Origin of the sequence: Planococcus sp. 1R117A, assembly GCF_051417975.1 — a bacterium.
Classification (GTDB): domain Bacteria; phylum Bacillota; class Bacilli; order Bacillales_A; family Planococcaceae; genus Planococcus; species Planococcus shenhongbingii.
The window spans coordinates 1-24393 of record NZ_JBPRLO010000013.1 but is presented as its reverse complement, the minus strand read 5'-3'; the positions used below and the strand labels follow the sequence as shown (position 1 = coordinate 24393).

Below are 24393 nucleotides of genomic sequence, written 5' to 3'. Positions count from 1 at the left end.
AGGTTCGGGGTGGAAGCGCGGCGACGCGTGCAGCTGACGAATACTAATCGATCGAGGACTTAACCAAATACGTTTGTTCAATGTCGCATATCCGGTTTTGAGGGCGCAAGCACTCCTAAAAAAAGAGTCCAGTGACGATGGCAAAGAGGCCACACCCGTTCCCATCCCGAACACGGCAGTTAAGCTCTTTTGCGCCAATGGTAGTTGGGGGTTTCCCCCTGTGAGAGTAGGACGTCGCTGGTCTGTTTTTTTTTTGGTCCCGTGGTGTAGCGGTTAACATGCCTGCCTGTCACGCAGGAGATCGCCGGTTCGATCCCGGTCGGGACCGTTATTTTTAAGGTAAACACAGCGATCTCGCTGTGTTTATTTTTTTTTGTTTTAAATAGAAGAATGATAAAAAAGCCAGTGCTTCTTTTCTTAAAAGCGCTTCTGAAGGAATATATTTTGATTTACTGCTATTTCTTCGCTAAACTATGTTAAGACTCAAACGAGGTGGCCTATAATGATTTATACAATAGAAGTTAATTCTCCTGATGAAACTGAAGAATTTGCGGCTAAACTTGCGGGCTTTTTAAAACCGCAGGATCTTTTGACACTTGAAGGAGATCTGGGAGCCGGAAAAACTACATTCACAAAAGGTCTAGCCAAAGGGCTTGGCATAGAGCGGATGGTAAACAGCCCGACGTTTACTATTTTGAAGCAGTACGAAGGCGATTTGGATTTAAACCATTTTGATGTGTACCGGTTAGAAAATAGCGATGAAGACATTGGCTTTGATGAACTGTTTGAAAGCCAGGCGGTTTCTGTTATCGAATGGGCTAAATTCATCGAAGAATACCTTCCAAATGAACGTTTGGAAATCAACATTACTCGGAAGTCGGAAGAAAGCCGAATCATTGAGCTTCGACCGATTGGACCACGATATGAAATTTTGTGCAAGGAGCTAAATTTATCATGATTTATTTAGGAATTGATACCTCGAATTCTCCATTGGCAATTGCGCTGATGTCAGATGATACCGTTCTAATAGAAGAAACCACTAATTTAAAAATCAATCATTCTTTGACGGCGATGCCCGCTATTGAAGAAATGATGAAAAAAGCGAAAATTACTCCAAAAGATTTGACGCATATTGCTGTGGCAGAAGGCCCTGGTTCATATACTGGAGTCCGGATCGGTTTGACGATTGCTAAAACACTTGCATGGTCACTGAAAATTCCGCTTCACCTCGTCTCGAGCTTAAAAGTTCTGGCAGCAAATGGCCAACATTTTGACGGCTTGATTTGCCCGATTATGGATGCCCGCAGAGGTACGGTCTTTACTGGTCTTTACGCTGGGCATAGTCTGGAGTCAGTGATTGAAGATCAGCACAGTGATTTGAAAGAGTTTTTGGAGAAAGTCAAAACACTCAACAAACCGGTTTTATTCACCGGAATTGATATCGCGATTCATGAAGGGGCTATTCGTGAAGCAATGGGCGACCTGGCTCTTTTCAACGCCCCTCAGAACCGTTTGCCACGCGCTGTGAACTTGATTATGCTGGCAAAGGATGTAGCGGCACAGGATGTTCATCATGCGGTTCCTGAATATCAGCGCATTACAGAAGCAGAAGCCAATTATATTAAAAGCCAAGAAGGCCAAGTGTCATGAGCACCGATGTAATATTTCGCAAAATGACGGTAAAAGACATTGATGAAGTATACGAAATTGAAAAATTGTCTTTTACTTTGCCTTGGACGAAAGAGTCTTTTTTCTACGAAATGCTGCATAACGAAAATGCCTATTATGTAGTTGCTGAAACAGACAAAGGAATTGTAGGATATTGTGGGATGTGGCTCGTTTTGGACGAATGCCATGTAACGAATATCGCTATCCATCCGGAAGAACGAGGGAAGAAGCTTGGCGAGCGGCTGATGAAGGCAGCAATAGAAACTGCAAAAGCACACGGGGCAATCCTGATGACACTTGAGGCAAGAGTCAGCAACACCGTGGCGCAGAATCTGTATCAAAAATTAGGATTTAAAAATGGTGGTATCCGAAAGCGGTATTATACCGACAATCTGGAAGATGCCATAGTGATGTGGGTGAATTTTAATGAATAAAGATATCTATATACTAGGAATTGAAACGAGTTGCGACGAAACGGCAGCTTCTATTGTCAAAAACGGCCGGGAAATCATTTCAAATGTCGTGGCATCTCAAATAGAAAGCCATAAACGATTTGGCGGCGTGGTACCGGAAATCGCTTCCAGGCATCATGTTGAGCAAATCACGATTGTGATTGAAGAAGCTTTATCACGGGCTAATATGGAGCCGCATCAGTTAGATGCCGTCGCAGTCACTGAAGGCCCTGGTCTAGTAGGTGCATTGTTGATCGGTGTGAATGCAGCAAAAGCTTTTGCATTTGCTCATGACCTGCCGCTTGTCGGCGTTCATCACATTGCCGGACATATTTATGCCAACCGTTTGGAACAGGAAATGGAGTTCCCACTGCTGGCCCTTGTTATTTCAGGCGGGCATACCGAGCTTATCTATATGGAAGAGCATGGAAGCTTTGAAGTGATCGGGGAAACCCGTGATGATGCAGCTGGAGAAGCTTACGATAAAGTGGCGAGAACGCTAAATCTTCCTTATCCAGGTGGTCCGCATATCGACCGGTTGGCGCATCAGAGCGATGGCGCCATTGATTTTCCTCGGGTATGGCTGGAAGAAGGCTCTTATGATTTCAGTTTCAGTGGATTAAAATCTTCTGTGTTAAATTATATGCATAATGCCAAACAGCGCGGCGAAGCGGTACCGCCTGAAAATGTGGCTGCCGGCTTCCAAAACAGCGTAGTTGAAGTGGTGACTGCCAAGGCCCTTCGCGCTGCTGAGCAGTATAAGGTGAACCAAGTGATTGCAGCCGGTGGTGTAGCGGCGAATAAAGGGCTCAGGACTTCTTTATCTGCAGCTTTTGAGAAAAAAGGCATTCCATTCTTTATCCCGTCGCTGCCGCTTTGCACAGACAATGCAGCGATGATTGCGGCGGCAGGCACCGTCATGTTCGAAAATGGAATTACAGGAAATATGGCGATGAATGGCCGTCCAGGAATGGCTTTAACTTCGTGGAAATAAAAGCTCAGTCGAAACCGGAAAAAGGTTTCCACTGAGCTTTTTTTGTTGTTTTCAGACTATTTTATGGACAAAAAATACGTTTGCTGTCAATAGAGAACGTTTGTACTTATGCACAATTTGTGCATAACATGTTCATAACTTTCTGAAAAACAGCCCTTTTCCTATATCTTGTGTACTAGATTCGGGAAAACTATGTGGATAACATTTTAAAAAGCTGTGGACAATGTGGAAAACCCTGTTGATAGTTGATTTAATCACGCGGGGATTGTGAGCAACTTTGTGGAAACAAATATTTTACAAAAAGGTATTGACCTATATATAGAAAAAGAAAAACCGCATACACAAGTATGCGGTTAATGATCGACTTTTTCAAGCTGTTCCTGCAATTCCAGCCACGTCAGCATTTTTTCTTCATGCGCTTCTTTCAAGCTATCGAGCTGGTTTTGAAGAGGAAGGACTTTTTCATGATCCTGGAAAACTTCCGGTTTACACAGCAATTCTTCAATCTCGGCGATTTGCTGATCAAGCTTTTCCATTTCCTGCTCGGTTTCATCTGTTTGGCGCTGCAGCTGGCGTTCCAATTTTTTTGCTTCTTTATTAATTTGTGAAGTGGTGGTTACTGGAACCGTTGTGGCCACGACAGCTTTTTCCGCATCTTCGAGTGCTTGCAGCTCTTCCATTTCCAGTTTCTTTTCCACGTAATAGTCGTAGTTGCCCAAGTATTCAGTGGTGCCGTTTTGGGTCAATTCCACAACTTTAGTGGAAAGGCGGTTCATAAAATACCGGTCGTGGGAAACGAATAAAATTGTACCCGGATAATCGAGCAAGGCATTTTCCAGTACTTCTTTGCTGTCGAGATCCAAGTGGTTAGTAGGCTCATCAAGCAGCAGCACATTGGCTTTTTGCATCATCAGCTTGGCGAGCGCGACGCGCGCTTTTTCACCGCCTGAAAGCGTGGAAATCGGTTTCAATACGTCGTCTCCTGAAAATAGGAAACGCCCCAAAATGCCTCGGATGTCTTTTTCGTTGATATGCGGATAATCATCCCATAATTCATTCAAGACGAGCTTATTGCCTTTTAAGTTGGCTTGTTCTTGGTCATAGTAGCCGAACTGGATGCCGGTGCCGTAATGGATTGTGCCGGCGAGTGGTTTCAGTTCTTTCATAATCGTTTTCAGGAGCGTCGATTTGCCAACGCCATTGGGTCCGACAAGTGCCAGACTATCCTGGCGGTACAGCTTCAGTGAGATGTTCTCAGAAACCGGCTGGCTGCCGTAGCCGATGGCAAGCGATTGGACATTCAAAACATCGTTGCCGCTTTGTTTTTCAATGGTAAAGCCGAAACGCGCGGATTTCTCGTCGCCGTCCGGTGTACCCATCCAGTCGGTTTTCTCCAGAACCCGTCTGCGGCTTTGCGCCATTTTGGTGGTGGAGGCACGGACCAGGTTGCGCTGGACGTAATCTTCAAGCTTTGCCTTTTCGCTTTGCTGCTTCTCGAATTGCTTTAAGTCGAGTTCGTATTGTTTCGCTTTTTCATCGAGATAGCGGCTGTAGTTGCCGGTATACTTTTTGACGCGGTGACGGGATACTTCGTAGACAAGCGTTACCACTTGATCGAGGAAGTAGCGGTCATGCGAAACAATCAGTAAAGCGCCTGGATAGTTTTTTAAATAATTCTCGAGCCAGCTCAAGGTTTCAATATCCAAGTGATTGGTAGGCTCATCGAGAATCAGCAGCTGGGGTTTGCTGAGCAGCAATTTGGCGAGCATCAGGCGCGTTTTTTGCCCCCCTGATAAGGAAACCACTTTTTTCTCATAGTCTTCGGCATAGAATTTCATGCCGTGAAGGATGGCTCGTGTATCGGCTTCAAACTGATAGCCGCCTGCATCTTTGAAATCGTGCTGCAATGTATCGTATTCCTGCATGACTTTTTCATATTGCGCGGAATCATCATGAACGGCCGGGTCTGCCATTTGGGCTTCGAGTTGGCGAAGCTTTGCTTCCTGTTCACGGAAATGACTGAAAATCGTCATCATTTCGTCCCAAACGGTCGCTTCTGATTCCAGATCGGTTTGTTGTTCCAAATAGCCGATAGTCAGGTCTTTCGGCATGATGATATCGCCGCTGTCGTAAGACATTTCACCGGAGATGATTTTTAGCAAAGTTGATTTTCCTGCGCCGTTGCGGCCCACGAGTGCAACGCGGTCGCGGTGTTGGACTTCCAGTTTGACGCCGGAGAGGATTTCATCTGCTCCAAACGATTTATGGACTTGGTTTACTTGTAATACAATCATGTGGGTCACCTCTATTCTCTCTAAGTGTAGCCGATGGGCGGGCTGTTCGCAATCAAGCCAGCTTTACATATCGAGCCGTCTCATGTAAGATAAAATCGATTTGATTCCGCTTTAATGGTCAGTGGGGATGAAGAAAATCCTACTAAGTGAAGTTTCTTATATAACCGCAGGAGGTAACGTTGCATGTTACATGAACCATCAAAAATTCCACAAGCCACAACTAAACGATTGCCGCTTTATTACCGTTTTCTCCAGAACTTCGCGAACGCCGGACAAAAACGGATTTCCTCCCAGGAATTAAGTGAAGCGATGAAAATCGACTCGGCCACCATTCGCCGGGATTTTTCCCATTTGGGGGCATTCGGCAAAAAAGGGTATGGCTATGATGTTCAGGACCTGCTTGCATTTTTCCGGAAAACCCTCGACCAGGACGAAGCGACCAATGTGGCGCTGATCGGCGTCGGGAATTTGGGAAGTGCGTTTTTAAAGTACAATTTTCAGCGCAACCACAACACCAAGATTGTTCTCGCATTCGATTCAAACTCGCCATATGAAGGGGAAAGAATCAGCGGTATTGATACGTACCATCCGGACCGCATTGAAGAAAAGATTGAGGAATTAGGGATTGAACTGGTCATATTGACCGTGCCTTCACGCTCTGCCCAAGAAGTCACGGACCGCCTCGCGAAAACCGACATCAAAGGCATCTTGAATTTCACTCCTGTCCGCATCTCGGTTCCGGATCATATCCGTGTGCAGACAATCGACTTGTCCGTAGAACTGCAAACACTTATTTACCAAATCAAGCAGCAATAGAAAAGCCTTCCGCCGAATCAATTCGGGGAAGGCTTTTTTGCTTTGTTCATTACTGAATATTTTCGAGCTGCTTCAGGAAGTTCTCGATTTTATCCATATTCAATTGAATCAGCATGACATAGCCGTTCAACATGATGTGCGCAATAATCGGAGTGATGATGCGTTTCGTTCTTTGGTAAAGGAATGCCAGCACAAGGCCCGTGGTGAAGTACAGCAGCAAATGGCTGAACTCCATATGAACGAGGGCAAAAACCAAGGCACTGACAGCAGTGGCTACAAAGAAGTTGGTGGTCTGGTTCAATGAACCGAACACGACGCGTCGGAATACGAGTTCTTCCAGTATCGGCCCAAATAACACAACCGCGAGGATTGCCATTGGAACCACCTCGGCGATATTGACGAGTGCCATGGTGTTTTCAGATCCAGCTTCGATGCCGATGGCCATTTCAATCATGGCCGCAATAGATTGCCCGATCAGTAATAACAGAAAGCCGAGGACACCCCAGCCGATTGCAGCAAGAAGGCTTGATTTTTTGCCTTTCCAAATATCGAAAAACCGCTTGTCGCGTAAAATAACAATCATGGTCACAATAAACCCGACGCCCATAGTGAACACAATCAGCCAGCCGGAAGTAGAGGCTAATGCGGTAGCTTCATCCAATCCTTGGCCACGGAAATAATTCAGTGTCGGTGCAATAAATAAAATTGGTAGCAGCTGCACAGCTATAAAAATCAGCAATACATAGAGCGGCGTCTTTTTGCCTTTCCGGCTCGCTTTAACGCTAAACTTCTGTTTGCCGGAGCGGTCTGTATCAGCTTTAGCTTTTACATTTATTTTCATACACAGATTTCCTTTCGTTTCACGTATTACTACTATTGTAGAGGTTTCAAAACGTAACCGCAAAGAATAAAAAAAAGTGAATGTTTAGACTTGCAAAAGGCAAGGGATTTTATTAAACTGAGAAGTGGGTTAGCACTCTCGGTGTTAGAGTGCTAATGGAAACGATATAGATAATCTGAGGAGGGTGTTTCAATTGTTAAGACCATTAGGAGATCGCGTAATTATTGAGCTTGTAGAAGCAGAAGAAAAGACTTCAAGCGGAATTGTACTGCCGGGTTCGGCACAGGAAAAACCGCAGGAAGGCAAAGTGATCGCTGTAGGTAATGGAGTTATCCGTGACAATGGACAGCGCACTGAACTGGAAGTCAAAGAAGGCGACCGGATCATCTTCTCAAAATACGCAGGCACTGAACTTAAATATGAAGGCAATGAATACTTGATCTTACGCGAAAACGATATTTTAGCGGTATTAGGCTAAAAAATAGTATGTTGATATTCCGCAATACAGCTTCGCTTTCCCGCAGGCGTCTAGGCTGTCTTGCTTCATATCACTTAGTAAACTATTTTAATTTAGAATGGTAATTAGATAGAGGAGGAAACTACAGATGGCAAAAGAAATTAAATTCAGCGAAGATGCACGCAGTTTAATGGCTGCTGGTGTTGATAAATTAGCAGATGCAGTAAAAGTGACGCTTGGGCCAAAAGGGCGCAACGTTGTACTTGAGAAGAAATTCGGTTCACCTCTTATCACTAACGATGGTGTAACCATTGCGAAAGAAATCGAACTTGAAAACGCATTTGAAAACATGGGCGCGAAATTGGTCGCTGAAGTAGCTTCTAAGACAAACGACATCGCAGGTGACGGTACGACAACTGCAACGGTTCTAGCGCAGGCAATGATCCGTGAAGGCTTGAAAAACGTTACAGCTGGCGCCAATCCTGTCGGCATCCGCCGCGGTATTGAAATGGCAGTAGAAAGTGCTGTTGAAGGCTTGAAAGCTGTTTCCCAGCAAATCGAAGGAAAAGAATCAATTGCACAAGTTGCAGCGATTTCTTCTGGAGACGATGAAGTAGGCAACTTGATCGCTGAAGCGATGGAGCGCGTTGGCAACGACGGCGTTATCACTTTGGAAGAATCAAGAGGCTTCACAACTGAACTTGATGTCGTGGAAGGTATGCAATTCGACCGCGGATATCAATCACCTTATATGGTAACGGATTCTGAGAAAATGGAAGCTGTTCTAGAGAACCCATTCATCTTGGTAACGGATAAGAAAATCGGCAACATCCAGGAAATCCTTCCTGTATTGGAGCAGGTTGTACAACAAAGCAAACCGCTATTGATCGTTGCGGAAGACGTTGAAGGCGAAGCACTTGCTACATTAGTAGTAAACAAATTGCGTGGAACATTCAATGCGGTAGCTGTTAAAGCTCCTGGATTCGGTGACCGCCGCAAAGCTATGCTGGAAGACATCGCAACCTTGACTGGCGCTGAAGTGATCACTGAAGATCTTGGCCTAGAGCTGAAATCAACAAACATCACTCAACTTGGACGCGCTTCTAAAGTTGTTGTTTCAAAAGAAAACACAACAATCGTTGAAGGTGCTGGAGACCAAGCGAAAATCGTTGGCCGCGTATCTCAACTCCGCAGCCAATTAGAAGAAACAACTTCTGAATTCGACAAAGAGAAATTGCAGGAGCGCTTGGCTAAACTAGCTGGCGGCGTTGCAGTCATCAAAGTCGGAGCAGCTACTGAAACTGAGTTGAAAGAACGCAAACTTCGCATTGAAGATGCATTGAACGCAACTCGCGCAGCAGTTGAAGAAGGTATCGTTGCGGGTGGTGGTACTGCTCTTATCAACGTTTACAACCAAGTGGCAGAACTTCTTGAGTCTCAAGAAGGCGACGTAGCAACAGGTATCAACATCGTTCTTCGTGCACTTGAAGAGCCAGTTCGCCAAATCGCAACAAACGCAGGCCTTGAAGGATCGATCATCGTTCACCGCCTGAAATCAGAAGAAGTCGGCATCGGCTTCAACGCAGCTAACGGCCAGTGGGTCAATATGCTAGCAGAAGGAATCGTTGACCCGACTAAAGTGACGCGTTCAGCATTACAAAACGCAGCTTCTGTTGCAGCGATGTTCTTGACGACTGAAGCAGTCGTAGCAGACATCCCGGAACCAGCAGCACCAATGGGCGGAATGCCTGATATGGGCGGCATGGGCGGCATGATGTAGAACTAAAGTTTCTCTTAATTGAGAAGCTGTCTGGATTATAAATAGTTTGTAAATAGTAGACTACTTCCTATAAAAAGGAGGTAGTCTTTTTTGTGTTGTTAAAATTCGCATTTCAGGATTTCTTGCAAGATCGTAAATTTAAAAATACTACTAAAAGTAATATCCAGAACTATAAAGTTCTATTAGGTGGCTTCATTGATTACTGTCATAGGATTGATATTTTAAATGTTGAAGATATTACATCTAATCACGTTAAGAGTTTTCTAATGGATTGTCAGGAAAAGGGGAATGGTGCTAGTACTTTAAATACAAAGTTAAGACGTATAAGGGCGTTTCTGAATTACATGGTTGAAGAAAAAATGGTGAATGAAAATGTAGCACATAAAGTAAAGGGACTTAAAGAAGATGTGAAAATTCATGTATTCAATGATGAACAAGTGAATCAAATGCTTGGTTATTATAGAGGGCTTAGAAGGAGAGAGAAAAGCTACTTTGCTTATCGGGGATACACGCTGATTCTTACTTTTCTCGGTACAGGTATTAGGCGAACAGAAGCGACTAACTTAAAATGGTCGGATGTTGATTTCACTAATCTTACAATTGCCGTTTTCGGAAAGAGAAGAAAAAGAGAACTAGTATTTTTAACTGAAAAGCTGGCTAAAGAGTTGCTACTGTATCGCACATTTTGTGAGAAGCATTTTGGCAAATTAAGCGAATACGTATTTGTTAAAAGAGATAACGAACAATTAACACCTAACGCAGTCATGCTGATCTTTGCAAACTTACAGAAGAAAATGAACTTCACTGATGTCAGAGTTTCTCCGCATACATTTAGACATACATTCTGTCACAGGCTTGCTATGAGTGGCATGTCCGCATTTGCTATACAGAAGATGATGCGACATGAAAACATAGCTGTAACGATGCGTTACGTGGCTATGTGGGGCAATGACTTAAAAGATCAAAACGACAAGCATAATCCTTTAAATAAGTTCGATTTATAATTTTTGCATGAAAAAAGCCACGTGCGACAACACGTGACCAGTAACTTATAAACACACACATTAAAATTAAATAACTAAAAGTTACTTATCCTAACAAAACCATCTTATCGAAAAAAGTATGATTTTGCAAGGCTTCTTAAGTAGTGCCATTTTTAAGAAGTAATTTTTAGCTTGCTGGAATCCCTAGTAACAGCAAGTAAATATAAAATTGACAGGTTAGCTGAAGCCGATGCAATAATTTCAGCGTTCTCACGTATAACTGTTCCTTATTTCAGTTGTGGGAAGTCTACGAGAAAGCTGCGTTAGTGCTGAAGCGAAGGAAGGGTAGACTGCTTACGGGCAGTGTAGAATAAATCAAAAGTAACTAGATCTTTTCTAAGTCCTCAAAAATAGAGGTGAAGAATTTAATAGCTGAAAAGTTAAAACGTAAAGTTATAGATCAGTGAAACTGTCAGGGCTACTTGAAACAGTAGATTTATTTAGAAGAAATTCTAGCAATTAAATAAGGTGCATACAATACGGATACCTATATTCGACACACCATGTTGTGCAATGCAAAAATTGACTGCTACTTACAGAATTGATTAATTTCAGTCCTGTAGGTAGCCAATTTTTTGCCCAAGCCGTTGTCCTAATTCTCAACCCATGTTGGCAGAAAAGAATAAGAGAAGTAAAGAAAAAAGTTGATGAAAATTTGATATCTTCAATAATGCAGAAACATTGGTATAATCATTTCAAAGATATACCTAATTAGTGGAGGTAAAGACATGAATAATACAGTAGAGTTATTGGATGATATAAAAGAAAATTTAAGAAAAACTTTTGTTATGAAGTATTTTGAAAACAAAGGTATTGATTTTGAACTGTTAGTTTCAAACCATGACTTTAGAAAAAGTGTCTCAATAATTAAGAAGATAGCTAGTGAAAAAAATGAAGAACTTCCTAGATTTTTAAATGGTTGCCGGACAGTTGAAGAATTTTTAAGTGGAATCTTTTTTGAGATAGAAGAGAGACGCTATATGTTAGATTGGATATCTCATGTCTATAATCCCTACATTTCCTATTTGGAAGAGAAAATGTATGAAATAGAAATAGTTAAAGTAGAAGCAGATATTCCTGAAGAACTTACATATGTCAGTATTGTGAGTGACTTGGAAAATTGCAGTAGTAGAATAGAAAAAGGCGACTATGCAGGGGCAATTACTTCAGCGAAAACTTTGGTAGAGGGAGTATGTAAAGAACTTTTAAGTATTCTAGGTGAAGATACTTCTAATAAATCAGAGAAATTCCCTAAATTAGTTTCTAGGACATTACATAGTCTGAATTTGAATGCTAGTAGCGAAGAATTAAACATACACTTGAAAGAAATAGTAAGTGGTTTAAGCAAAACGATAAGTGGACTAAACGATGTAAGAAACGCTGGTGGTGACAGTCATTCAAAAACTTTGAATCCTTCGTTTCATCATGCTGTACTTGCAGTAAATTCTGCTAAAACAGTAACTAGTTTTTTATTTCATACTTACGAATATCAAAAAGAAAAAGGAACAATAAAAATCAATTACTGACAAAAGGATGAAGTATAGTGTTTTATCGTGGTAAAGAAGCTAAATTTAGATTAAAAGTAAGCGGATTAAAGGATTACTTAAAGTATTTAGAAGAAATAGAAGAAGTGATTGATGAAAAAAGAATCACTGTAAAGCAAAGTGGAGAAATGATACCTGAAGAAAATCAAGATGAATACTGGGATCACTATCTTGATGAGTATGACAAGTATGATAGTGTTTTTCCAAATATTCTTCGAAAATCAATTTTCACTAGTTTATTTGCATATTTTGAACATCAGCTAATGGCATTTTGTGAGGATAAAGAAAAGCTGAAGAATATCCCAGGCGTTGGGATAGACAAAGCAAAAGGATATATTTCGAATCACTTAGAGATTAGAGAATTATTTCAAGAAAAAGAATGGGAAGTTATAAAAAAGTATAGCAAGGTAAGAAATTGTTTAGCACATGCAGGTGGAGTAATTTATTTGATGAAAAGTGAGAATGAACAAGGAGAAATTAGAAAATTTATAAATGCCACAAAAGGTATTGAAATAAATGAAGGTGATGAAATTATTTTGACTTCGCTTTTTTGTGAAGAGTTCGTTAGCATAGCTTTTGAATTTTTAACAAAGACATTCCATAAGATTGAAAAAGCACCTTAAACTATAGATAGGTGCTTTTTATTTATTAATAATTGCTTTCTCCAATGATATATTCAGCAGAATCAATAAGATTTTCGTAGTGTAAGAGTAAAATTCTATCAGCTTGTTTTTTTCTACGTATTTTTCTAGTCATTTCATTAAAATCTTCTCTTTTTCCTGCAACCACAACATAATGCAATCGGGTAGGATCAAAATTATAGAATTCAGGTGGTAATTGCTTGTTAGGATTTAGCTTTTTCTGGAATGATTCTCTTAAGGAACTATAGTAATTTTCTAACCATACTTCCCAATCTGCTACTTGGTTTAAGCCTTTTCTAAATGCGTCTCCTAAATGTCCGTTTTTAATGGTGGCATTACCATTTGGATGTTCTAGTTCTACAAAGACAAAATGAAAGCCATCCGAGTTTTTTCCTACTAATAGATAATCAACTTGAAATGAATTGCCAAGCTGAAATTCAGGAAAGATATAAGCATCATGGTGACCAAAAGAATAACCTCTTTTTAATATTGATCCAATTATAAAGTAAGCTTTATTTTCTTTAATAAAGTTCAATATCGTCCTTTCATTTGAGTCCTTTTCGTCTGCTTTCTGCTTGAATTGTTGAACAATATTTGAGAGTTCTTCTTCCTTTTTTAAATCTTCAATATCTAAATAGTTATTGGGGAAAAGAGTAAGATAATGTCTGACAGCTTTAGGATATTCACGGAAAAGATTTTTTCTGCCAAATAGTTGACCGTCAATTTTTATTTCTTCTTTTAGTTTGATTGACTCCCATATTTCTAGTTCTTCTTGAGTAAGCTTCGAATAATCTCTTTCAAAAGTATTCAACTTAACGACTCCCTTAATTTATATTCCTACTGATATTTATGATATATCAAGTTCGTGTAAATACAACATTATGGTAAAATGGAATAATGTGTTACTTTCATTTTATTATTAGATTACGTCTTTGCAAGATAAGCAAAGTAGTTTACCAGTACTAATATAAAGTCTCAAAACAAAGGGGAAGTAAATGAATAGAAAAAAACTAATCTTTAGTATGCTTAAAGAAATGCAAGAAGGAAAGAGTTTAAGCAGGTTAGACTACTCTTTGGATCTGCAAACATGGGGAGAACTTGCGTTGCTACTTAAGAATGAAGAGTATGCAACGGGTATAGCAGTTGCTTATGGGGATAATGGGGTAGCTGAAGTTTCGATGAGTTCAGCAAAAATTACAATGAAAGGATTAAATTTTTTAGAAGAAAACAGTATGTGGGCAAAAGCGTATAAAACTGCTAAAGAAGCACGTGACTGGTTCAAAATCTAAATATGAGATTAATATTAAAGAAAAAGTATATACAGAGAGGGGTAATTTATGCAATTTAATTTATTAACAAATGGAGTAGATTCTCTTAAAGCAAGTTATGATTGTTTAAGTAAATTAGAGGATTTAGCTGAAGGCGTTGAACACAATGTAAAAGACGCACTTATGCATCTAAATCATGCTAATGAAATTCTCTTTAAATTAATACTTAAAAATGAAAAAGAACATCTTATGTTTGAAGATATTTCTAAATATATGAAGGCGAAATCGGATATGCTTAAAAATGGCAAGTCGAGTGTAATAGAAGCTAACCCTAATCTGAAAACTGTTAGTTTCTCGAATGCATTAAATAGAATTGAACTATTATGCGATATACATGTTTCTGAAGAGTTTAAAGGTGCTTTGGATTACTTGAATATAAAGCGTAACCAAATTATGCATTATGAAATTGAACTTAGTGAAGATGATTTATACGAATTAATAGAGAAGCTGAAAATTTGCCAAAACTTATCAGTGAATTTTTTCAATGAACACTTACAGGGAATTAGTGTATTAATGGAAGCCTCAAGATTTGAAGTAACTGTTCAAGATTATTTAGATGATATGGGACAGTACGCAGCTGGAAAGAATGATGAAGATTCATATCTTGATTATATGGAAAGTGCTTATGAAGATGAAGGAGAAGGTAAGTGGTGAAGTATAGTTGCTAAATTACGGACTATATATAATAAAAGGCCTTTTTAAAAAAGATTGTTTCGTATTTACTATTAAATATTCAAAATGAATTTAATAATATTTTTTGGAATTGGAGATTAAAGATGTTGAATTATATAAAGGACAATAGAATCAAAAGTGGATTAATGCTTTTGGGTGTAATAGGGATTATTTTATTTTTTATTTACATTAGCAATCTGACAGGATATTCAACCTCTAAATTTAAGGATATTCTAGAAATTATGTATTTCATTACTAATTCATTACTCCTACTAGTGGCTGTAATTGGTCTTAAACAACTAACCATTGCTAAAAACAATTCTAAAATGAATGCTAAACGGGAATCTTATCACTTGGCTGCGGAACAGTGTACACATTTTTTGAATTATATTATTCCATTAGCAGATGAGACAATTCTTGCAATGAAAGCTAAATCTTTTGATGATTTCGGGGAAGTTGAAATTAGTATGAAAGATGGGAAGGTTACATTTGATAATAAATTTAATGAAGAGAATTTTGAACTTATGAGTATAAAAGAAGTACATAAAATGGTATATCTTTTTAATGCTTTCGAAGCGTATTCTCTTTTCTTTACCCATAGAGTAGCAGAAGAAGAAGTCGCATTTTCTACAATAGGATCTACCTACTGTAGTGTAGTAAAAAGGTTTATACCTGTTATTCTTAACGCTAGCAATTTTGGTGAGAAAGGATATTCAAATATTATTAAATTATATACGGCATGGAATAATAAATTAGAAAAACAAAAGCTGCTGGAAGAGAGAGTAGAAAATGAACGAAAAGAGAGAGAGATAGTAACTATCGATTTTAAAAGTCTAGGTACATAAAACCTAGACTTTTTATTTTATATATTCAGCATAGGGTTTTAAAATTTGAACTTACAAATTGCTATCAAGATAATTAATTAACAAATTACGCATCCTTTTACTCGGTACATACAAATTAATTGGCTTACCGTCTCTAATCCGGCATCTCCATATCCACTGAATCATTTCAGACAGTGCGAACATATCCTCATTCACTTCAGCACCTTTGGCAATAAAGAACTTCTTTTCATACGGATTCATGAAGCGATTAACCGTATAGGCTAACGATTCCTTATGACTGAAATTGTTAGTGGCACGGGCGTTACATGGTACAAATCCTTTTGTATATCCTTTACCCTTCAATAAAGTTCTTGGCGACTTATCGTTTTTCTTTTTACTATCTTCCTCACTACCAAAAGCCGTCCACATGTTCAAGTTTGCTGGGGTATCTACATGGTTTTTAAAGTAGTTGTTCAGGTTGTTCTTTAACTTCAAAATTAATGATTCATTGGAATCTTTCCCGAACCATGATGCAGAAAAAGCGTATGGATCATCTCCCACATTGTTCAGCTTTCCTTCATAGATATTAATCAATGATTTCAGTAGTTTCTTGTCATAGTGTTCCTTATCTTCAAAGTTTATCAGGGCATACTTTTCATTTGATTTGGTAATGGCTTTATACGTGTATTCGACATTGTACACATCATAATAATATTTTTGCTGTTGGGCTTGGAATAAGTAAGTCATGATGTAAACTTCCTGAAATGCCTGAAATACGGACACAGGGAAAGTCCAAAAAAGAACGGTATTCTCAAAATAATAAAGGTTTTCGCTACGTGCCAAATTCTTTACATAGTTGTATTCTGTATCTTGATATTTTCCAGCTTCGTTCCACTCCACTATTCCCGTTACAGCATCCACAAAAATCATTTCATCATCCAGCATTTGCTGAAAGCTATCTTTCTTCAATGCCAGCTGTTCAACAACATTCATAGCTTCATCCAAAATCAGCGTATAGTTGCCAGCCAGTAAAAGATCAATTAATTCACCATCCACATTCTCAAATAGTGCATGGGTAGAAGCAATGTCTCTTTCATGTAAAATCAATTGCTTCAAATTGTTCATTTTTCCTTTTCCGTTCTTTGCTTCAGGTGTGGTAAAGTTCCGACTTGATACATTATCTTTAACACGTTTTACTTCATCAAGAAATGGCGTGATATATAAAAAGTTCTTTTCGGTGCTGGCTTCATTCATGTGCTGGATTGCCCATGAGGTTTTGCCACTTCCCATTATTGAATCAATCACGTTTATATTTGTTTGTGCTTTTGGTTTTGTGTAGTGAGTTTCTTTAACAAGTGTCATCAGTAATCCCATCCTTTTTTGATTGTTCCATCTACACCTGTAACAAGATACTGGAAACAAACAGACGGGAATAAAGGGATATTGTGCAACAAAGAATAAACAGGGGACAGGCGAATAACGATTGATATTGGATTCTAGCACTTCAGAAGTGCTAAAACTTTTTAGAAATCCAGTCATACCAAGGGTTACAGGCACTTGCCCTTAAAGAGAGTATAGCTAAAAGTGCTACTTTTTAATAAGCGTGATAAAGAAGAAAAGATGTTGCTTCGCAGGGAAGAAAAGCACTTCCCCTTTTTCAAAATCAAAAGCCTTTAAACCTCATCTGACAAATAAGAACTTAATAAAGAAAGACGGAACGGAGTGACGGCTTTAGCGTAGCTATTCTTTTGAACTTGTTACGCTTGCTTACTTTTATCAGCAGTAAATAAACCGTTATAGCAGTAGGGCATGATTAACTAAAGGGCATACAGAAGAGATATTTATAGTTATCAGGAAAAGATCTACAAGTACTTAGAAGGGCATCACAGAAGGTTTTTTGAAGATGAAGGATTTAATGGGGAATTGCTGCATTTGACAGGAAATGTTAGAAACGTTGTTACACCGCTGTTTGTAGCTATGAAGTGGGATAGAATGTGTCCAGCTTGTGTACAGACTAACTTTATGATGCCGTGAGATGCTGAAATGGTAAGGAGATGTAAGGGAAGAATTATCCATGAAGCAAGCCGTGGGAACAGAAAAGAAAATAGTCGCCATTGTTTTCAAACAGCAAATAAGTTGAGTATTAATTTTCAAGTGAAAGAAACTAGGCAAATAAAAAAGAAGCCTGAACTATATCAGACTTCCTTTAACTTTCTAGCTTCTGCATAAATTGATGCACGGGGCACACCTGTAATTTTAGCAATGTCGTTTACAGATAATCCGTTTTGATCCCGATTGTTTAACAGTGTTAAAGCTTCAGTAATGGCTTGTTTAGGTTGCCCTTTTCTTCCTAGATGCTTACCTTGTTTTCTAGCCCGTTCACGCCCTTCAGCTGTTCTAGTGTTGATTAAATCCCGTTCAAATTCTGCAATGCTTCCTAACATGTTAAACATCAGCTTTCCAGTTGGTGTGCTGAAATCTATCTGTTCCTTAATGAATACTAAAGCGATTCCTCGACTTGTTAAATCTTCAGCAATCTGTTTCAGATGCAATAAAGAACGTGCAAGCCTATCCAGCTTGTAGACCACAAATTTATCGCCTTCCCTTAAATAGTCCAGTGCTTCTTGAAGTTGCTTTCTATCATTCTTAGCCCCTGATTCCTTTTCTTGATAAATCTTGTCACAACCATATTCAGTAAGTTTTTCTACTTGTAAATCCAATTCTTGACCAGCTGATGAAACACGTGCATATCCGATAGTTTCCAATTTAATCCATTCTCCTCATATGTCCAAATGTCTAAGATGTTCTGTACACTTTACTTTAGACTAACTTCTGTACAGTGTAAAGGGTTAGTTTATGAGGAATATTAGGCGTTTAGATGTATGACTAAAACTTGTAAGTTTTGTACAGTCGATATGTAAGGGATGCCCTGTAAAAAAGCCCTATCCACATAAGCCATTTAATGAGGATGGTAGCACTTTAAACAGGGGGAGGGTACTTGTTTAAATGAGGGGAGAGGGCTTCTTAAAACAGAGGTGGGGGCTGTTTTAAACAAGAGGGATGTCCTGTTAAAGATATGGGGGCTATCCCTAAATGAACGGCTACCCCCAATCCCTGATAACTGCCCTCATACATGTCCTGATACTCTAGCCATGTCAAGTCCATCTATATCAGCACGCTTAACAGCACACTTAACAGCACACAATGGCAGACTGTACACGATGCGATACAAAGAACGATAGCTTCAGCTGATACATATATATAGAAGGAACAGCGAACAGCACCGCAAGCAACAGCATCACAGAAGTTTATCTAATCTATTGTGATTGAATGAATGATTGATATAGATTGCTGAATGATTGCTAATTGAATCCAGATTGATTACTGATTGATGAACGATAAGAAGCTGATGAAGTAAAGGAACTAACAACAACCAAGAAATAAAACAATAAATAAAAGTAAACAATAAATGATAAAAATAAATCTTTAAATAAAAGAAGAAATAAAGAATGTTTTATTTATTTTAAGTAAGGAATCTTGGTTAGGATATTCGGAAATTGAAATATATTTGAAAATAAATATTCAAGAATTACAAAAAAAGCTTGGAAGGGGGGCACGGGGGGGGGGTAGGAAATTCATTTTATTAAGTCTCTGAATAATACGCACACCATTTTCACATCCGATTCTTTCCTGATGCCTGATATATCTACACTGATTGCCCGCTGTTTCCCCACTGGATCTCCCCCGATGCTTACCAGATATTCACCAGATGCCCCGTAACCTTTCAGCTTCTTCAGCTAATCTTCAGCAACCTTTCAGTTAATCCTTCACAACCTAAAGGGGTACATCCAGAAATCACTATTTATATATCAGAAAAACCATACATAATAATTTTTTATGATGAATCTTTTCCAATCCGTCTTACTTTTGCCCACTTTAGCGAACCTATTAGTAGGAAGTAAAAGAGTAATCTTTTGCTGAATAAAAGTGTATTCCCGTGATAAGAGTACATGCCCACTTCTTTTATAGATGGTGTGGAAGTTAGCCCTGCTTAATTGCAAGGGCTTCTTTTCTTTAACTACTAAGACATAAATTATTAGCTTCTACATAGCTTCACCAATAAACCGAAAAGGATGATTACAAAATGAACCCTACCTTACTTGCCATGTCCAGAACACTGGCTGGAATTACACAGAAAGAACTGGCTGAATTGCTGAATATAAACCAATCAACAGTATCTTGCTATGAATCTGGAAACATACCTATTTCAGAAAAACGTACTGAACAGATTTTCGACTTGCTTATTGAATTAGGAGTATCGGATATTTCAATTCTCTTAATCAATCAAACCATTAAAGCAACGGCACAGGCACAGACGGCAATTATTTTAGAGGGGGAAGCTAAAGATGGGAATTAAGACAGCTGAAAAGACCATTCACGCACCTTATCAGGAACGATTAAATGCTTTAGTAGCTATGCTTCATTCTGATACCAACATGAAAGAAATTGCCGGTTCTGTAAATGAATTAATTCAGCTGGTACAGCAAAGAGAAGTTCGTTTTTATACAACTTTTATTAGCCACCACAATCTGGAACACTACAAAGCTTATCTAGCTATTTTCAGACGGGGCAAAGCAAAACAGATTGATAAGCTTCAGGAACTTTTAAAAGAAGTGAACAGCAAATATCCGAATAAGCGATTTTGCCTGAATAAAATCAATCTGATTTTTACTGCAAAATCACATGAACAGCTTCAGGTTAAAATGGACAAATTTGTTCATAACGGAACGCACAAGCCTAATCAAGAATGGATCACTTTAATTTAAAGCAATGAACGGGGGAAACAGAATGGAACAAAAACACGATGCAAAGTTATTGGCACTTATTCCAGTTCCAGCAACCTTGAACGATAAACAGATTGAACTGGCGACAAGCTACGCACGGGGAAAGCTGATGGATGGTTTTACAATCAGTGAGTTCTGCAAGAATCAGGGCATATCTACGAAGACATGGTACAGCTATTTAGAGAACGATGATTTTAAACAATATCTGGATGCAGTCATGGGTTCGGTTGTTCCAGATGATGAACGGCAAGCATTTGCAGCGATGAAAAAACACGTTATGAAATTTGCTTATAAACAGAATCCGACACCAAAAGAAATTGAACTTTTTTATCAAACGTTTGGCTATATTGCTGAATCTGATAAGCGTGACCAGATGGAAAAGTTAGGCTTAAACGAAGTGAAAACAGGAAGCGATTTTAAAACGGTTGAAGAAAGAAAAGCTTCTTTGCTTTCCAGATTGCGAAATAACTAAATTGGATATTAATAATCAAAATAGAAATGGGGAATTGAAATGAGTAATGCAATGAAGAACATGGTTGAAGGTACAAAGAAATTAGCGGAAGAACGGGCTGAACAATTAGCCAAGCTGAAGAAAGCTGAAGCTGGTGAAGTGGATGAACAGGAAGAAGAAGAATTAACGGCTGAAGAAATCCAGCAAAAGATAGAAGAACTTCAGAAGGAACTGGAAGATTTAATTGCTAAGTTAGGAGAGATGGAATAATGGGGAAACTTGCCGATAAATTTAACGGGTTGCTAAACAAAGTAGATACAACAGAATTGCAGTACGAGAAAGCTTTAGAACGGCTTCAGGGTGAACTGATGCAAGTAGATGCAGAACTTACTGCAAAGCTGGCTGATACACGGGAATTAAAGAAAATGATTATTCTCGGAGAAGTTACCCTTGAAACTTTTGCAGTGGAACAGGAAAAACTGGATGCTATCCAAGCTAAGAAATCAGCGATTCTTGAAAACATCCGTTTAACTGAACTCTTTAAAACTGAAGATGTTGATTCAGTTCTTGAAGAATTGAAGGACACGAAAGGCAAGTATCTAAAAGAAGAATTTGAAGAAATTAGCAAATTACGAATTGAAATGATGGAAGCAAAAAAAGCTTATCTTCAAACCCTGATGGATGTATCAGAACGCTATCAGAAAATCATTGCACCAGATAAAAAACTGGCGGATCTTCTGGTTTCAAAAGGTAAGAAATCAAATGTCTACACGCAAGATGTGGCGGAAGCTTTGAACATGTTCACTTTACATTCTGGCGGTGTAACAAATTTACAGGTTGATTATCCGATGGTATATCAGGCAATTAACTATAAAAAAGAACCGCATGAAATTGCTTCAGCATTGAAACACCTTCAGAAGAAATAAGAAATAGCGACTTTCCAACATGGTTTTAAAATCCCTTTATCCCATGTGAAAGAGTCGCTATTTTTTTGTATCTAAAGCAGTCTGAATCCCTGGCTTCTGTTGTTAAAGGTTTGTAAGCCTAATCAGCATACAGCTTTTCACTAGTGTTTCTAAAGTACATGAAAAACCCTTCCCTAAAAAAAGGCTGGTATTCAAGGTTTAACTACCCTGATGCCAGCCTTTTTTCATGTCCATTTTTAATAAATAATGAAGAGAGAAACCGATCACACAAATGAAGAAGTCAAACAGCAGGGAAGAACTGATAATGGGTAACCTTGCGTTAAGAGAAAGTTATTATCCATAGAATGGTCACCAGCGACACAGCAGATGCAGAAAAACATATATAACGCCTTTCCAATGCTAACGAGTTAATACTAAAAAAAGTTCTTTCCATACTTTCAAATTGGAGAATACTTCATGTTGGAAAATTAGACTTCTGGATAAATAGAAAGTTCAGAGGGTATAAAAATATATTTAAAATGCTTAATTTCCCCATCTGTCATAAAAAAACTAAGCAAACTTGCTTATCAGTATCCCTTTAGTGGTCGTGATAGATTACTTAAGGGAGGTGAAAAAGATGGATCAAGAACTATTGATAGACAAAATCATGAGAATAAACAATATGGATAAAGATGGAATGTCACTTATAATTTTTGAACGTTTAGAAACTTATTATAAGATGTCTGAAAAGTATGGTGATGATATTGAGAATTTTTATAAAGAACATGATTTTAGACCAGCTATTGAAGATGGGTATCCAAAAGAGTTGTTTGATTATTTCAGTTTTACAAAAGAAGATATAGAAGCAAGTAATGCTTTAGCTGGCTTTAGTGTAACCACTGCAAGCTATGGAGAATGGAATAATTTGAAGGAAGTTTTTTTGAAAGTAGCTATACGTAAAAAGAGTTTGTAATGTAATCAGTGGATATAAAATTGTTGAATCTGGAAACTGGTTTACATTCTTATTCCACTGCTTTATAGTTAGAAGTATTAATACTAATTAGGAAGCAGTTCCTACTATATACATACATATAAAACAGACGTTTTACATAGAGTTTGCTGCAAAACGCAGCTTCGGTTGCGGCTATGTTCCTGACGACTGAAGCAGTCGTAGCAGACATCCCTGAACCAGCTTCCGCAATGGGTGGCGGAATGCCTGATATGGGCGGCATGGGCGGCATGATGTAATTCTTACCACGCAATAAAGAGAGGAACCCTGTAGTATGAACTGAGTCCCATTTAATGGACAGTTTATAAAAAAAGGTACCTGCAGCTAGGCTGCCATAAGATGACTTCGGTATTCTGCCGGAGTCATCTTTTTTAGATTCCATTGTTTACGCGTTCCGTTGTAATCCGCCATGTACTCATCCACCAGCCCTTTCAATTCGGCCAGGCTGGTGGCTTGTTTAAAATCGACATCATCTTTAAAGTGGCCAAAAAAGGATTCCATGGGGGCGTTGTCGATGCAATTGCCCCGGCGGGACATCGACTGGGTCAATCCCATTTCCTTCACGCGTTGTTGGTATTCGAGATGGGTATAGTGGAAGCCTTGATCGGAATGGATCATCGCTTCTGGATGAACAATTTCATCCAACGATTCCTTCAGTTTCTTTAACGTGCGATACACAATTTCCATCGTGAGAGTAGTTATGACTTCATAGGCGACGATTTCACGGGTGGCGACATCTTTCACGGCGGAAAGATACGCCATTTGTCCGGAACGGTTGGACAGGTACGTGATATCGGTAACGAATAACTTACCGGGTTCATCTTGTCCGAACTCGCGGTTTAATAGATTGGGACAGACGGCGTCTTCCTGTGTGGCTTTGGCGATTTGCTTATAGGGATTCGCTCTTCGGATGTTGGCAGATAAGTTGAATTCTCGCATAAGACGCAGAATCTTTTTGTGGTTCATCGGCGTTTCCAGTAGTTCGACGAGTACCATATAGAAGTGGCGATAGCCGATTTTCCTACGATGCGCATCGTAGATGCTTTTGAGCAACAGGTAGTCTTGATAGTCCCGTTCTTCGCGAATGGCGTGCTGTTCCACGTTCTCTAACCAAGCGTAATAGCCACTGCGACTGAAATGGGCCGTTTGGCAAAGTGCACCTACTAGATTCTTCAATTGGAATTTGCGGACCACCGCGTTGATCGCTTCGTATTTCTCCGCAGGAGTTAGCTGCGTTTCTTCGCCTGCCTCTCGAGCTCCTCGAGCTTTTTTAGCAATTCATTTTCCGCTTCCAGATATTTGATGAGTGCTTCCGCTTTCTCCAGCTTTTTCTCCGCAGAGAGATCTTTGGTGGAAGGGCGACCGGTACTGCCTTTTCCGCGGCGTTCTTCAAAGAAGCCTTCTTCTCCATAAGTTCTAAACGTTGTCCGCCACCGGTTCAAAGAAGACGTCGCTTTTTTGGAACCGATAACAGTTAAATCAAATCCGTTTTCACTAAAGATCTGGGAAGGGCCTTTGCCCGCCAGGCTCTCCTTCACGGCATGGATTTTGAATTCCGGCGTGTACTGAATCGCTCGATCGGATACAGAAGCGACATTCGGAGTCGCCTCCAAGACCCGTTGTTGGTGTTCGTTGAATATGATTTTACTCATCTGATCTTCTCCCGTCCAAGTTAGTTAAATTTAGTATACCGGGGTCTGAAAACAGAAAAAACCCCAAAGGTGCTGCACCCCAAAAGTTAGAGTTAAAAACTAACTTTTGGGGTGTTTTTCTATGTCAAAATATAGCGAAGAATTCAAAATGAACCTGGTCAACGAATACTTGGACGGC

Annotated in this window: 26 protein-coding genes, 1 tRNA gene and 1 rRNA gene; 22 read left to right on the top strand and 6 right to left on the bottom strand. The window is 39.3% G+C overall.

The genetic code is table 11. The annotated features are described in order from the left end of the window. The first annotated feature begins 127 nt into the window (after positions 1–127). From rrf to tsaD, 6 genes are all read left to right on the top strand, one after another. Positions 128–243 (top strand): 5S ribosomal RNA (gene rrf, locus ACSFXN_RS19675). Between the two features lie 12 nt (positions 244–255). Next, a tRNA-Asp gene (locus ACSFXN_RS19670) sits at positions 256–328 on the top strand. Between the two features lie 174 nt (positions 329–502). After that, on the top strand, positions 503–958 hold the full coding sequence (tsaE, locus tag ACSFXN_RS19665; protein WP_437151896.1) for a tRNA (adenosine(37)-N6)-threonylcarbamoyltransferase complex ATPase subunit type 1 TsaE: 456 nt from the start codon (positions 503–505) through the stop codon (positions 956–958). Next, positions 955–1650 carry a tRNA (adenosine(37)-N6)-threonylcarbamoyltransferase complex dimerization subunit type 1 TsaB gene (gene tsaB / locus ACSFXN_RS19660; protein WP_437151895.1) on the top strand — a complete coding sequence of 232 codons (696 nt, stop codon included), beginning with the start codon at positions 955–957 and terminating at the stop codon, positions 1648–1650. The genes tsaE and tsaB overlap by 4 nt, the downstream gene beginning before the upstream one ends. Next, complete coding sequence (gene rimI, locus ACSFXN_RS19655) at positions 1647–2102, top strand: ribosomal protein S18-alanine N-acetyltransferase (RefSeq protein WP_300991344.1); 456 nt, start codon at positions 1647–1649, stop codon at positions 2100–2102. The genes tsaB and rimI overlap by 4 nt, the downstream gene beginning before the upstream one ends. Then, a complete protein-coding gene (tsaD, locus tag ACSFXN_RS19650; protein WP_437151894.1) occupies positions 2095–3114 on the top strand; it encodes a tRNA (adenosine(37)-N6)-threonylcarbamoyltransferase complex transferase subunit TsaD in 1020 nt (339 codons plus the stop codon). The genes rimI and tsaD overlap by 8 nt, the downstream gene beginning before the upstream one ends. A gap of 353 nt (positions 3115–3467) precedes the next feature. Here the strand turns inward: tsaD and ACSFXN_RS19645 are convergent, their stop codons facing one another. After that, positions 3468–5408 carry an ABC-F family ATP-binding cassette domain-containing protein gene (locus tag ACSFXN_RS19645; protein WP_437151893.1) on the bottom strand — a complete coding sequence of 647 codons (1941 nt, stop codon included), beginning with the start codon at positions 5406–5408 and terminating at the stop codon, positions 3468–3470. Positions 5409–5591: 183 nt separating this feature from the next. Here ACSFXN_RS19645 and ACSFXN_RS19640 point away from each other — a divergent pair, with 183 nt between their 5' ends. Next, the gene (locus ACSFXN_RS19640; RefSeq protein WP_437151892.1) at positions 5592–6224 is read left to right on the top strand and encodes a redox-sensing transcriptional repressor Rex; all 633 of its coding nucleotides are present in this window, start codon (positions 5592–5594) and stop codon (positions 6222–6224) included. A gap of 49 nt (positions 6225–6273) precedes the next feature. Here ACSFXN_RS19640 and ACSFXN_RS19635 read toward each other — a convergent pair whose 3' ends face one another. After that, positions 6274–7065: a CPBP family intramembrane glutamic endopeptidase gene (locus ACSFXN_RS19635; RefSeq protein WP_437151891.1), complete on the bottom strand. Its 792-nt coding sequence runs from the start codon at positions 7063–7065 to the stop codon at positions 6274–6276. Between the two features lie 193 nt (positions 7066–7258). On the opposite strand from ACSFXN_RS19635, the gene groES reads away from it, so the two are divergent. The 5 genes from groES (at position 7259) to ACSFXN_RS19610 (ending at position 12512) form a co-directional block, all read left to right on the top strand. After that, on the top strand, positions 7259–7543 hold the full coding sequence (gene groES, locus ACSFXN_RS19630) for a co-chaperone GroES (protein WP_300991349.1): 285 nt from the start codon (positions 7259–7261) through the stop codon (positions 7541–7543). 127 nt (positions 7544–7670) lie between these two features. After that, on the top strand, positions 7671–9302 hold the full coding sequence (gene groL, locus ACSFXN_RS19625) for a chaperonin GroEL (RefSeq protein WP_437151890.1): 1632 nt from the start codon (positions 7671–7673) through the stop codon (positions 9300–9302). Between the two features lie 92 nt (positions 9303–9394). Next, the gene (locus ACSFXN_RS19620) at positions 9395–10306 is read left to right on the top strand and encodes a tyrosine-type recombinase/integrase (RefSeq protein WP_437151889.1); all 912 of its coding nucleotides are present in this window, start codon (positions 9395–9397) and stop codon (positions 10304–10306) included. 767 nt (positions 10307–11073) lie between these two features. Beyond that, the gene (locus ACSFXN_RS19615; RefSeq protein ID WP_437151888.1) at positions 11074–11871 is read left to right on the top strand and encodes an abortive infection family protein; all 798 of its coding nucleotides are present in this window, start codon (positions 11074–11076) and stop codon (positions 11869–11871) included. A gap of 17 nt (positions 11872–11888) precedes the next feature. Continuing rightward, positions 11889–12512 carry a hypothetical protein gene (locus tag ACSFXN_RS19610; protein WP_437151887.1) on the top strand — a complete coding sequence of 208 codons (624 nt, stop codon included), beginning with the start codon at positions 11889–11891 and terminating at the stop codon, positions 12510–12512. A 25-nt stretch (positions 12513–12537) separates the two neighbouring features. Here the strand turns inward: ACSFXN_RS19610 and ACSFXN_RS19605 are convergent, their stop codons facing one another. Further along, positions 12538–13341, bottom strand: a complete 804-nt coding sequence (locus ACSFXN_RS19605) for a Shedu anti-phage system protein SduA domain-containing protein (protein ID WP_437151886.1) — start codon at positions 13339–13341, stop codon at positions 12538–12540. A 184-nt stretch (positions 13342–13525) separates the two neighbouring features. Here ACSFXN_RS19605 and ACSFXN_RS19600 point away from each other — a divergent pair, with 184 nt between their 5' ends. The 3 genes from ACSFXN_RS19600 to ACSFXN_RS19590 all read left to right on the top strand — a co-directional run bounded on the left by ACSFXN_RS19600 (position 13526) and on the right by ACSFXN_RS19590 (position 15375). After that, complete coding sequence (locus ACSFXN_RS19600; protein ID WP_437151885.1) at positions 13526–13819, top strand: YjcQ family protein; 294 nt, start codon at positions 13526–13528, stop codon at positions 13817–13819. A 48-nt stretch (positions 13820–13867) separates the two neighbouring features. Continuing rightward, a complete protein-coding gene (locus tag ACSFXN_RS19595; protein WP_437151884.1) occupies positions 13868–14512 on the top strand; it encodes a hypothetical protein in 645 nt (214 codons plus the stop codon). A gap of 122 nt (positions 14513–14634) precedes the next feature. Continuing rightward, positions 14635–15375: a DUF4760 domain-containing protein gene (locus ACSFXN_RS19590; protein WP_437151883.1), complete on the top strand. Its 741-nt coding sequence runs from the start codon at positions 14635–14637 to the stop codon at positions 15373–15375. Positions 15376–15426: 51 nt separating this feature from the next. On the opposite strand, the gene ACSFXN_RS19585 is transcribed toward ACSFXN_RS19590, so the two are convergent. Continuing rightward, on the bottom strand, positions 15427–16716 hold the full coding sequence (locus ACSFXN_RS19585) for a hypothetical protein (protein ID WP_437151882.1): 1290 nt from the start codon (positions 16714–16716) through the stop codon (positions 15427–15429). 833 nt (positions 16717–17549) lie between these two features. Next, positions 17550–18119, bottom strand: coding sequence for a recombinase family protein (locus ACSFXN_RS19580; protein ID WP_437151881.1), 570 nt, complete (start codon positions 18117–18119; stop codon positions 17550–17552). A gap of 1379 nt (positions 18120–19498) precedes the next feature. Here ACSFXN_RS19580 and ACSFXN_RS19575 point away from each other — a divergent pair. The 7 genes from ACSFXN_RS19575 (at position 19499) to ACSFXN_RS19545 (ending at position 22802) form a co-directional block, all read left to right on the top strand. Beyond that, positions 19499–19771, top strand: coding sequence for a helix-turn-helix domain-containing protein (locus ACSFXN_RS19575; protein ID WP_437151880.1), 273 nt, complete (start codon positions 19499–19501; stop codon positions 19769–19771). Further along, complete coding sequence (locus tag ACSFXN_RS19570) at positions 19761–20180, top strand: hypothetical protein (protein WP_437151879.1); 420 nt, start codon at positions 19761–19763, stop codon at positions 20178–20180. Before ACSFXN_RS19575 ends, ACSFXN_RS19570 begins: the two co-directional genes overlap by 11 nt. Before the next feature lie 22 nt (positions 20181–20202). Then, positions 20203–20670, top strand: coding sequence for a phBC6A51 family helix-turn-helix protein (locus ACSFXN_RS19565; RefSeq protein ID WP_437151878.1), 468 nt, complete (start codon positions 20203–20205; stop codon positions 20668–20670). A gap of 39 nt (positions 20671–20709) precedes the next feature. Beyond that, positions 20710–20919 (top strand): hypothetical protein, encoded by a 210-nt coding sequence (locus tag ACSFXN_RS19560; RefSeq protein WP_437151877.1) that lies wholly within the window; start codon positions 20710–20712, stop codon positions 20917–20919. Further along, the gene (locus ACSFXN_RS19555; protein ID WP_437151876.1) at positions 20919–21575 is read left to right on the top strand and encodes a hypothetical protein; all 657 of its coding nucleotides are present in this window, start codon (positions 20919–20921) and stop codon (positions 21573–21575) included. The genes ACSFXN_RS19560 and ACSFXN_RS19555 overlap by 1 nt, the downstream gene beginning before the upstream one ends. 616 nt (positions 21576–22191) lie before the next feature. Then, positions 22192–22527, top strand: coding sequence for a hypothetical protein (locus ACSFXN_RS19550; protein WP_437151875.1), 336 nt, complete (start codon positions 22192–22194; stop codon positions 22525–22527). A 143-nt stretch (positions 22528–22670) separates the two neighbouring features. After that, complete coding sequence (locus tag ACSFXN_RS19545; RefSeq protein WP_437151874.1) at positions 22671–22802, top strand: hypothetical protein; 132 nt, start codon at positions 22671–22673, stop codon at positions 22800–22802. 85 nt (positions 22803–22887) lie between these two features. On the opposite strand, the gene ACSFXN_RS19540 is transcribed toward ACSFXN_RS19545, so the two are convergent. After that, positions 22888–24215 (bottom strand): IS3 family transposase gene (locus ACSFXN_RS19540; RefSeq protein ID WP_437151873.1). Its coding sequence is split into 2 segments (ribosomal slippage): positions 22888–23837 and positions 23837–24215, totalling 1329 coding nucleotides; the frame shifts between segments, so codons are not numbered across the junction. Between the last annotated feature and the right edge of the window lie 178 nt (positions 24216–24393).

What these genes read in the sequence shown, in the direction of transcription:
- ACSFXN_RS19635 (WP_437151891.1), bottom strand. Translation starts at nt 7,065, where the DNA reads ATGAAAATAAATGTAAAAGCTAAAGCTGATACAGACCGCTCCGGCAAA.
- ACSFXN_RS19570 (WP_437151879.1), top strand. Translation starts at nt 19,761, where the DNA reads ATGGGAATTAAGACAGCTGAAAAGACCATTCACGCACCTTATCAGGAA.
- rimI (WP_300991344.1), top strand. Translation starts at nt 1,647, where the DNA reads ATGAGCACCGATGTAATATTTCGCAAAATGACGGTAAAAGACATTGAT.
- ACSFXN_RS19600 (WP_437151885.1), top strand. Translation starts at nt 13,526, where the DNA reads ATGAATAGAAAAAAACTAATCTTTAGTATGCTTAAAGAAATGCAAGAA.
- ACSFXN_RS19595 (WP_437151884.1), top strand. Translation starts at nt 13,868, where the DNA reads ATGCAATTTAATTTATTAACAAATGGAGTAGATTCTCTTAAAGCAAGT.
- ACSFXN_RS19565 (WP_437151878.1), top strand. Translation starts at nt 20,203, where the DNA reads ATGGAACAAAAACACGATGCAAAGTTATTGGCACTTATTCCAGTTCCA.
- ACSFXN_RS19615 (WP_437151888.1), top strand. Translation starts at nt 11,074, where the DNA reads ATGAATAATACAGTAGAGTTATTGGATGATATAAAAGAAAATTTAAGA.
- tsaB (WP_437151895.1), top strand. Translation starts at nt 955, where the DNA reads ATGATTTATTTAGGAATTGATACCTCGAATTCTCCATTGGCAATTGCG.
- ACSFXN_RS19645 (WP_437151893.1), bottom strand. Translation starts at nt 5,408, where the DNA reads ATGATTGTATTACAAGTAAACCAAGTCCATAAATCGTTTGGAGCAGAT.
- ACSFXN_RS19590 (WP_437151883.1), top strand. Translation starts at nt 14,635, where the DNA reads ATGTTGAATTATATAAAGGACAATAGAATCAAAAGTGGATTAATGCTT.
- ACSFXN_RS19640 (WP_437151892.1), top strand. Translation starts at nt 5,592, where the DNA reads ATGTTACATGAACCATCAAAAATTCCACAAGCCACAACTAAACGATTG.
- ACSFXN_RS19585 (WP_437151882.1), bottom strand. Translation starts at nt 16,716, where the DNA reads ATGACACTTGTTAAAGAAACTCACTACACAAAACCAAAAGCACAAACA.
- groL (WP_437151890.1), top strand. Translation starts at nt 7,671, where the DNA reads ATGGCAAAAGAAATTAAATTCAGCGAAGATGCACGCAGTTTAATGGCT.
- tsaD (WP_437151894.1), top strand. Translation starts at nt 2,095, where the DNA reads ATGAATAAAGATATCTATATACTAGGAATTGAAACGAGTTGCGACGAA.
- ACSFXN_RS19550 (WP_437151875.1), top strand. Translation starts at nt 22,192, where the DNA reads ATGGATCAAGAACTATTGATAGACAAAATCATGAGAATAAACAATATG.
- ACSFXN_RS19560 (WP_437151877.1), top strand. Translation starts at nt 20,710, where the DNA reads ATGAGTAATGCAATGAAGAACATGGTTGAAGGTACAAAGAAATTAGCG.
- ACSFXN_RS19575 (WP_437151880.1), top strand. Translation starts at nt 19,499, where the DNA reads ATGAACCCTACCTTACTTGCCATGTCCAGAACACTGGCTGGAATTACA.
- ACSFXN_RS19555 (WP_437151876.1), top strand. Translation starts at nt 20,919, where the DNA reads ATGGGGAAACTTGCCGATAAATTTAACGGGTTGCTAAACAAAGTAGAT.
- tsaE (WP_437151896.1), top strand. Translation starts at nt 503, where the DNA reads ATGATTTATACAATAGAAGTTAATTCTCCTGATGAAACTGAAGAATTT.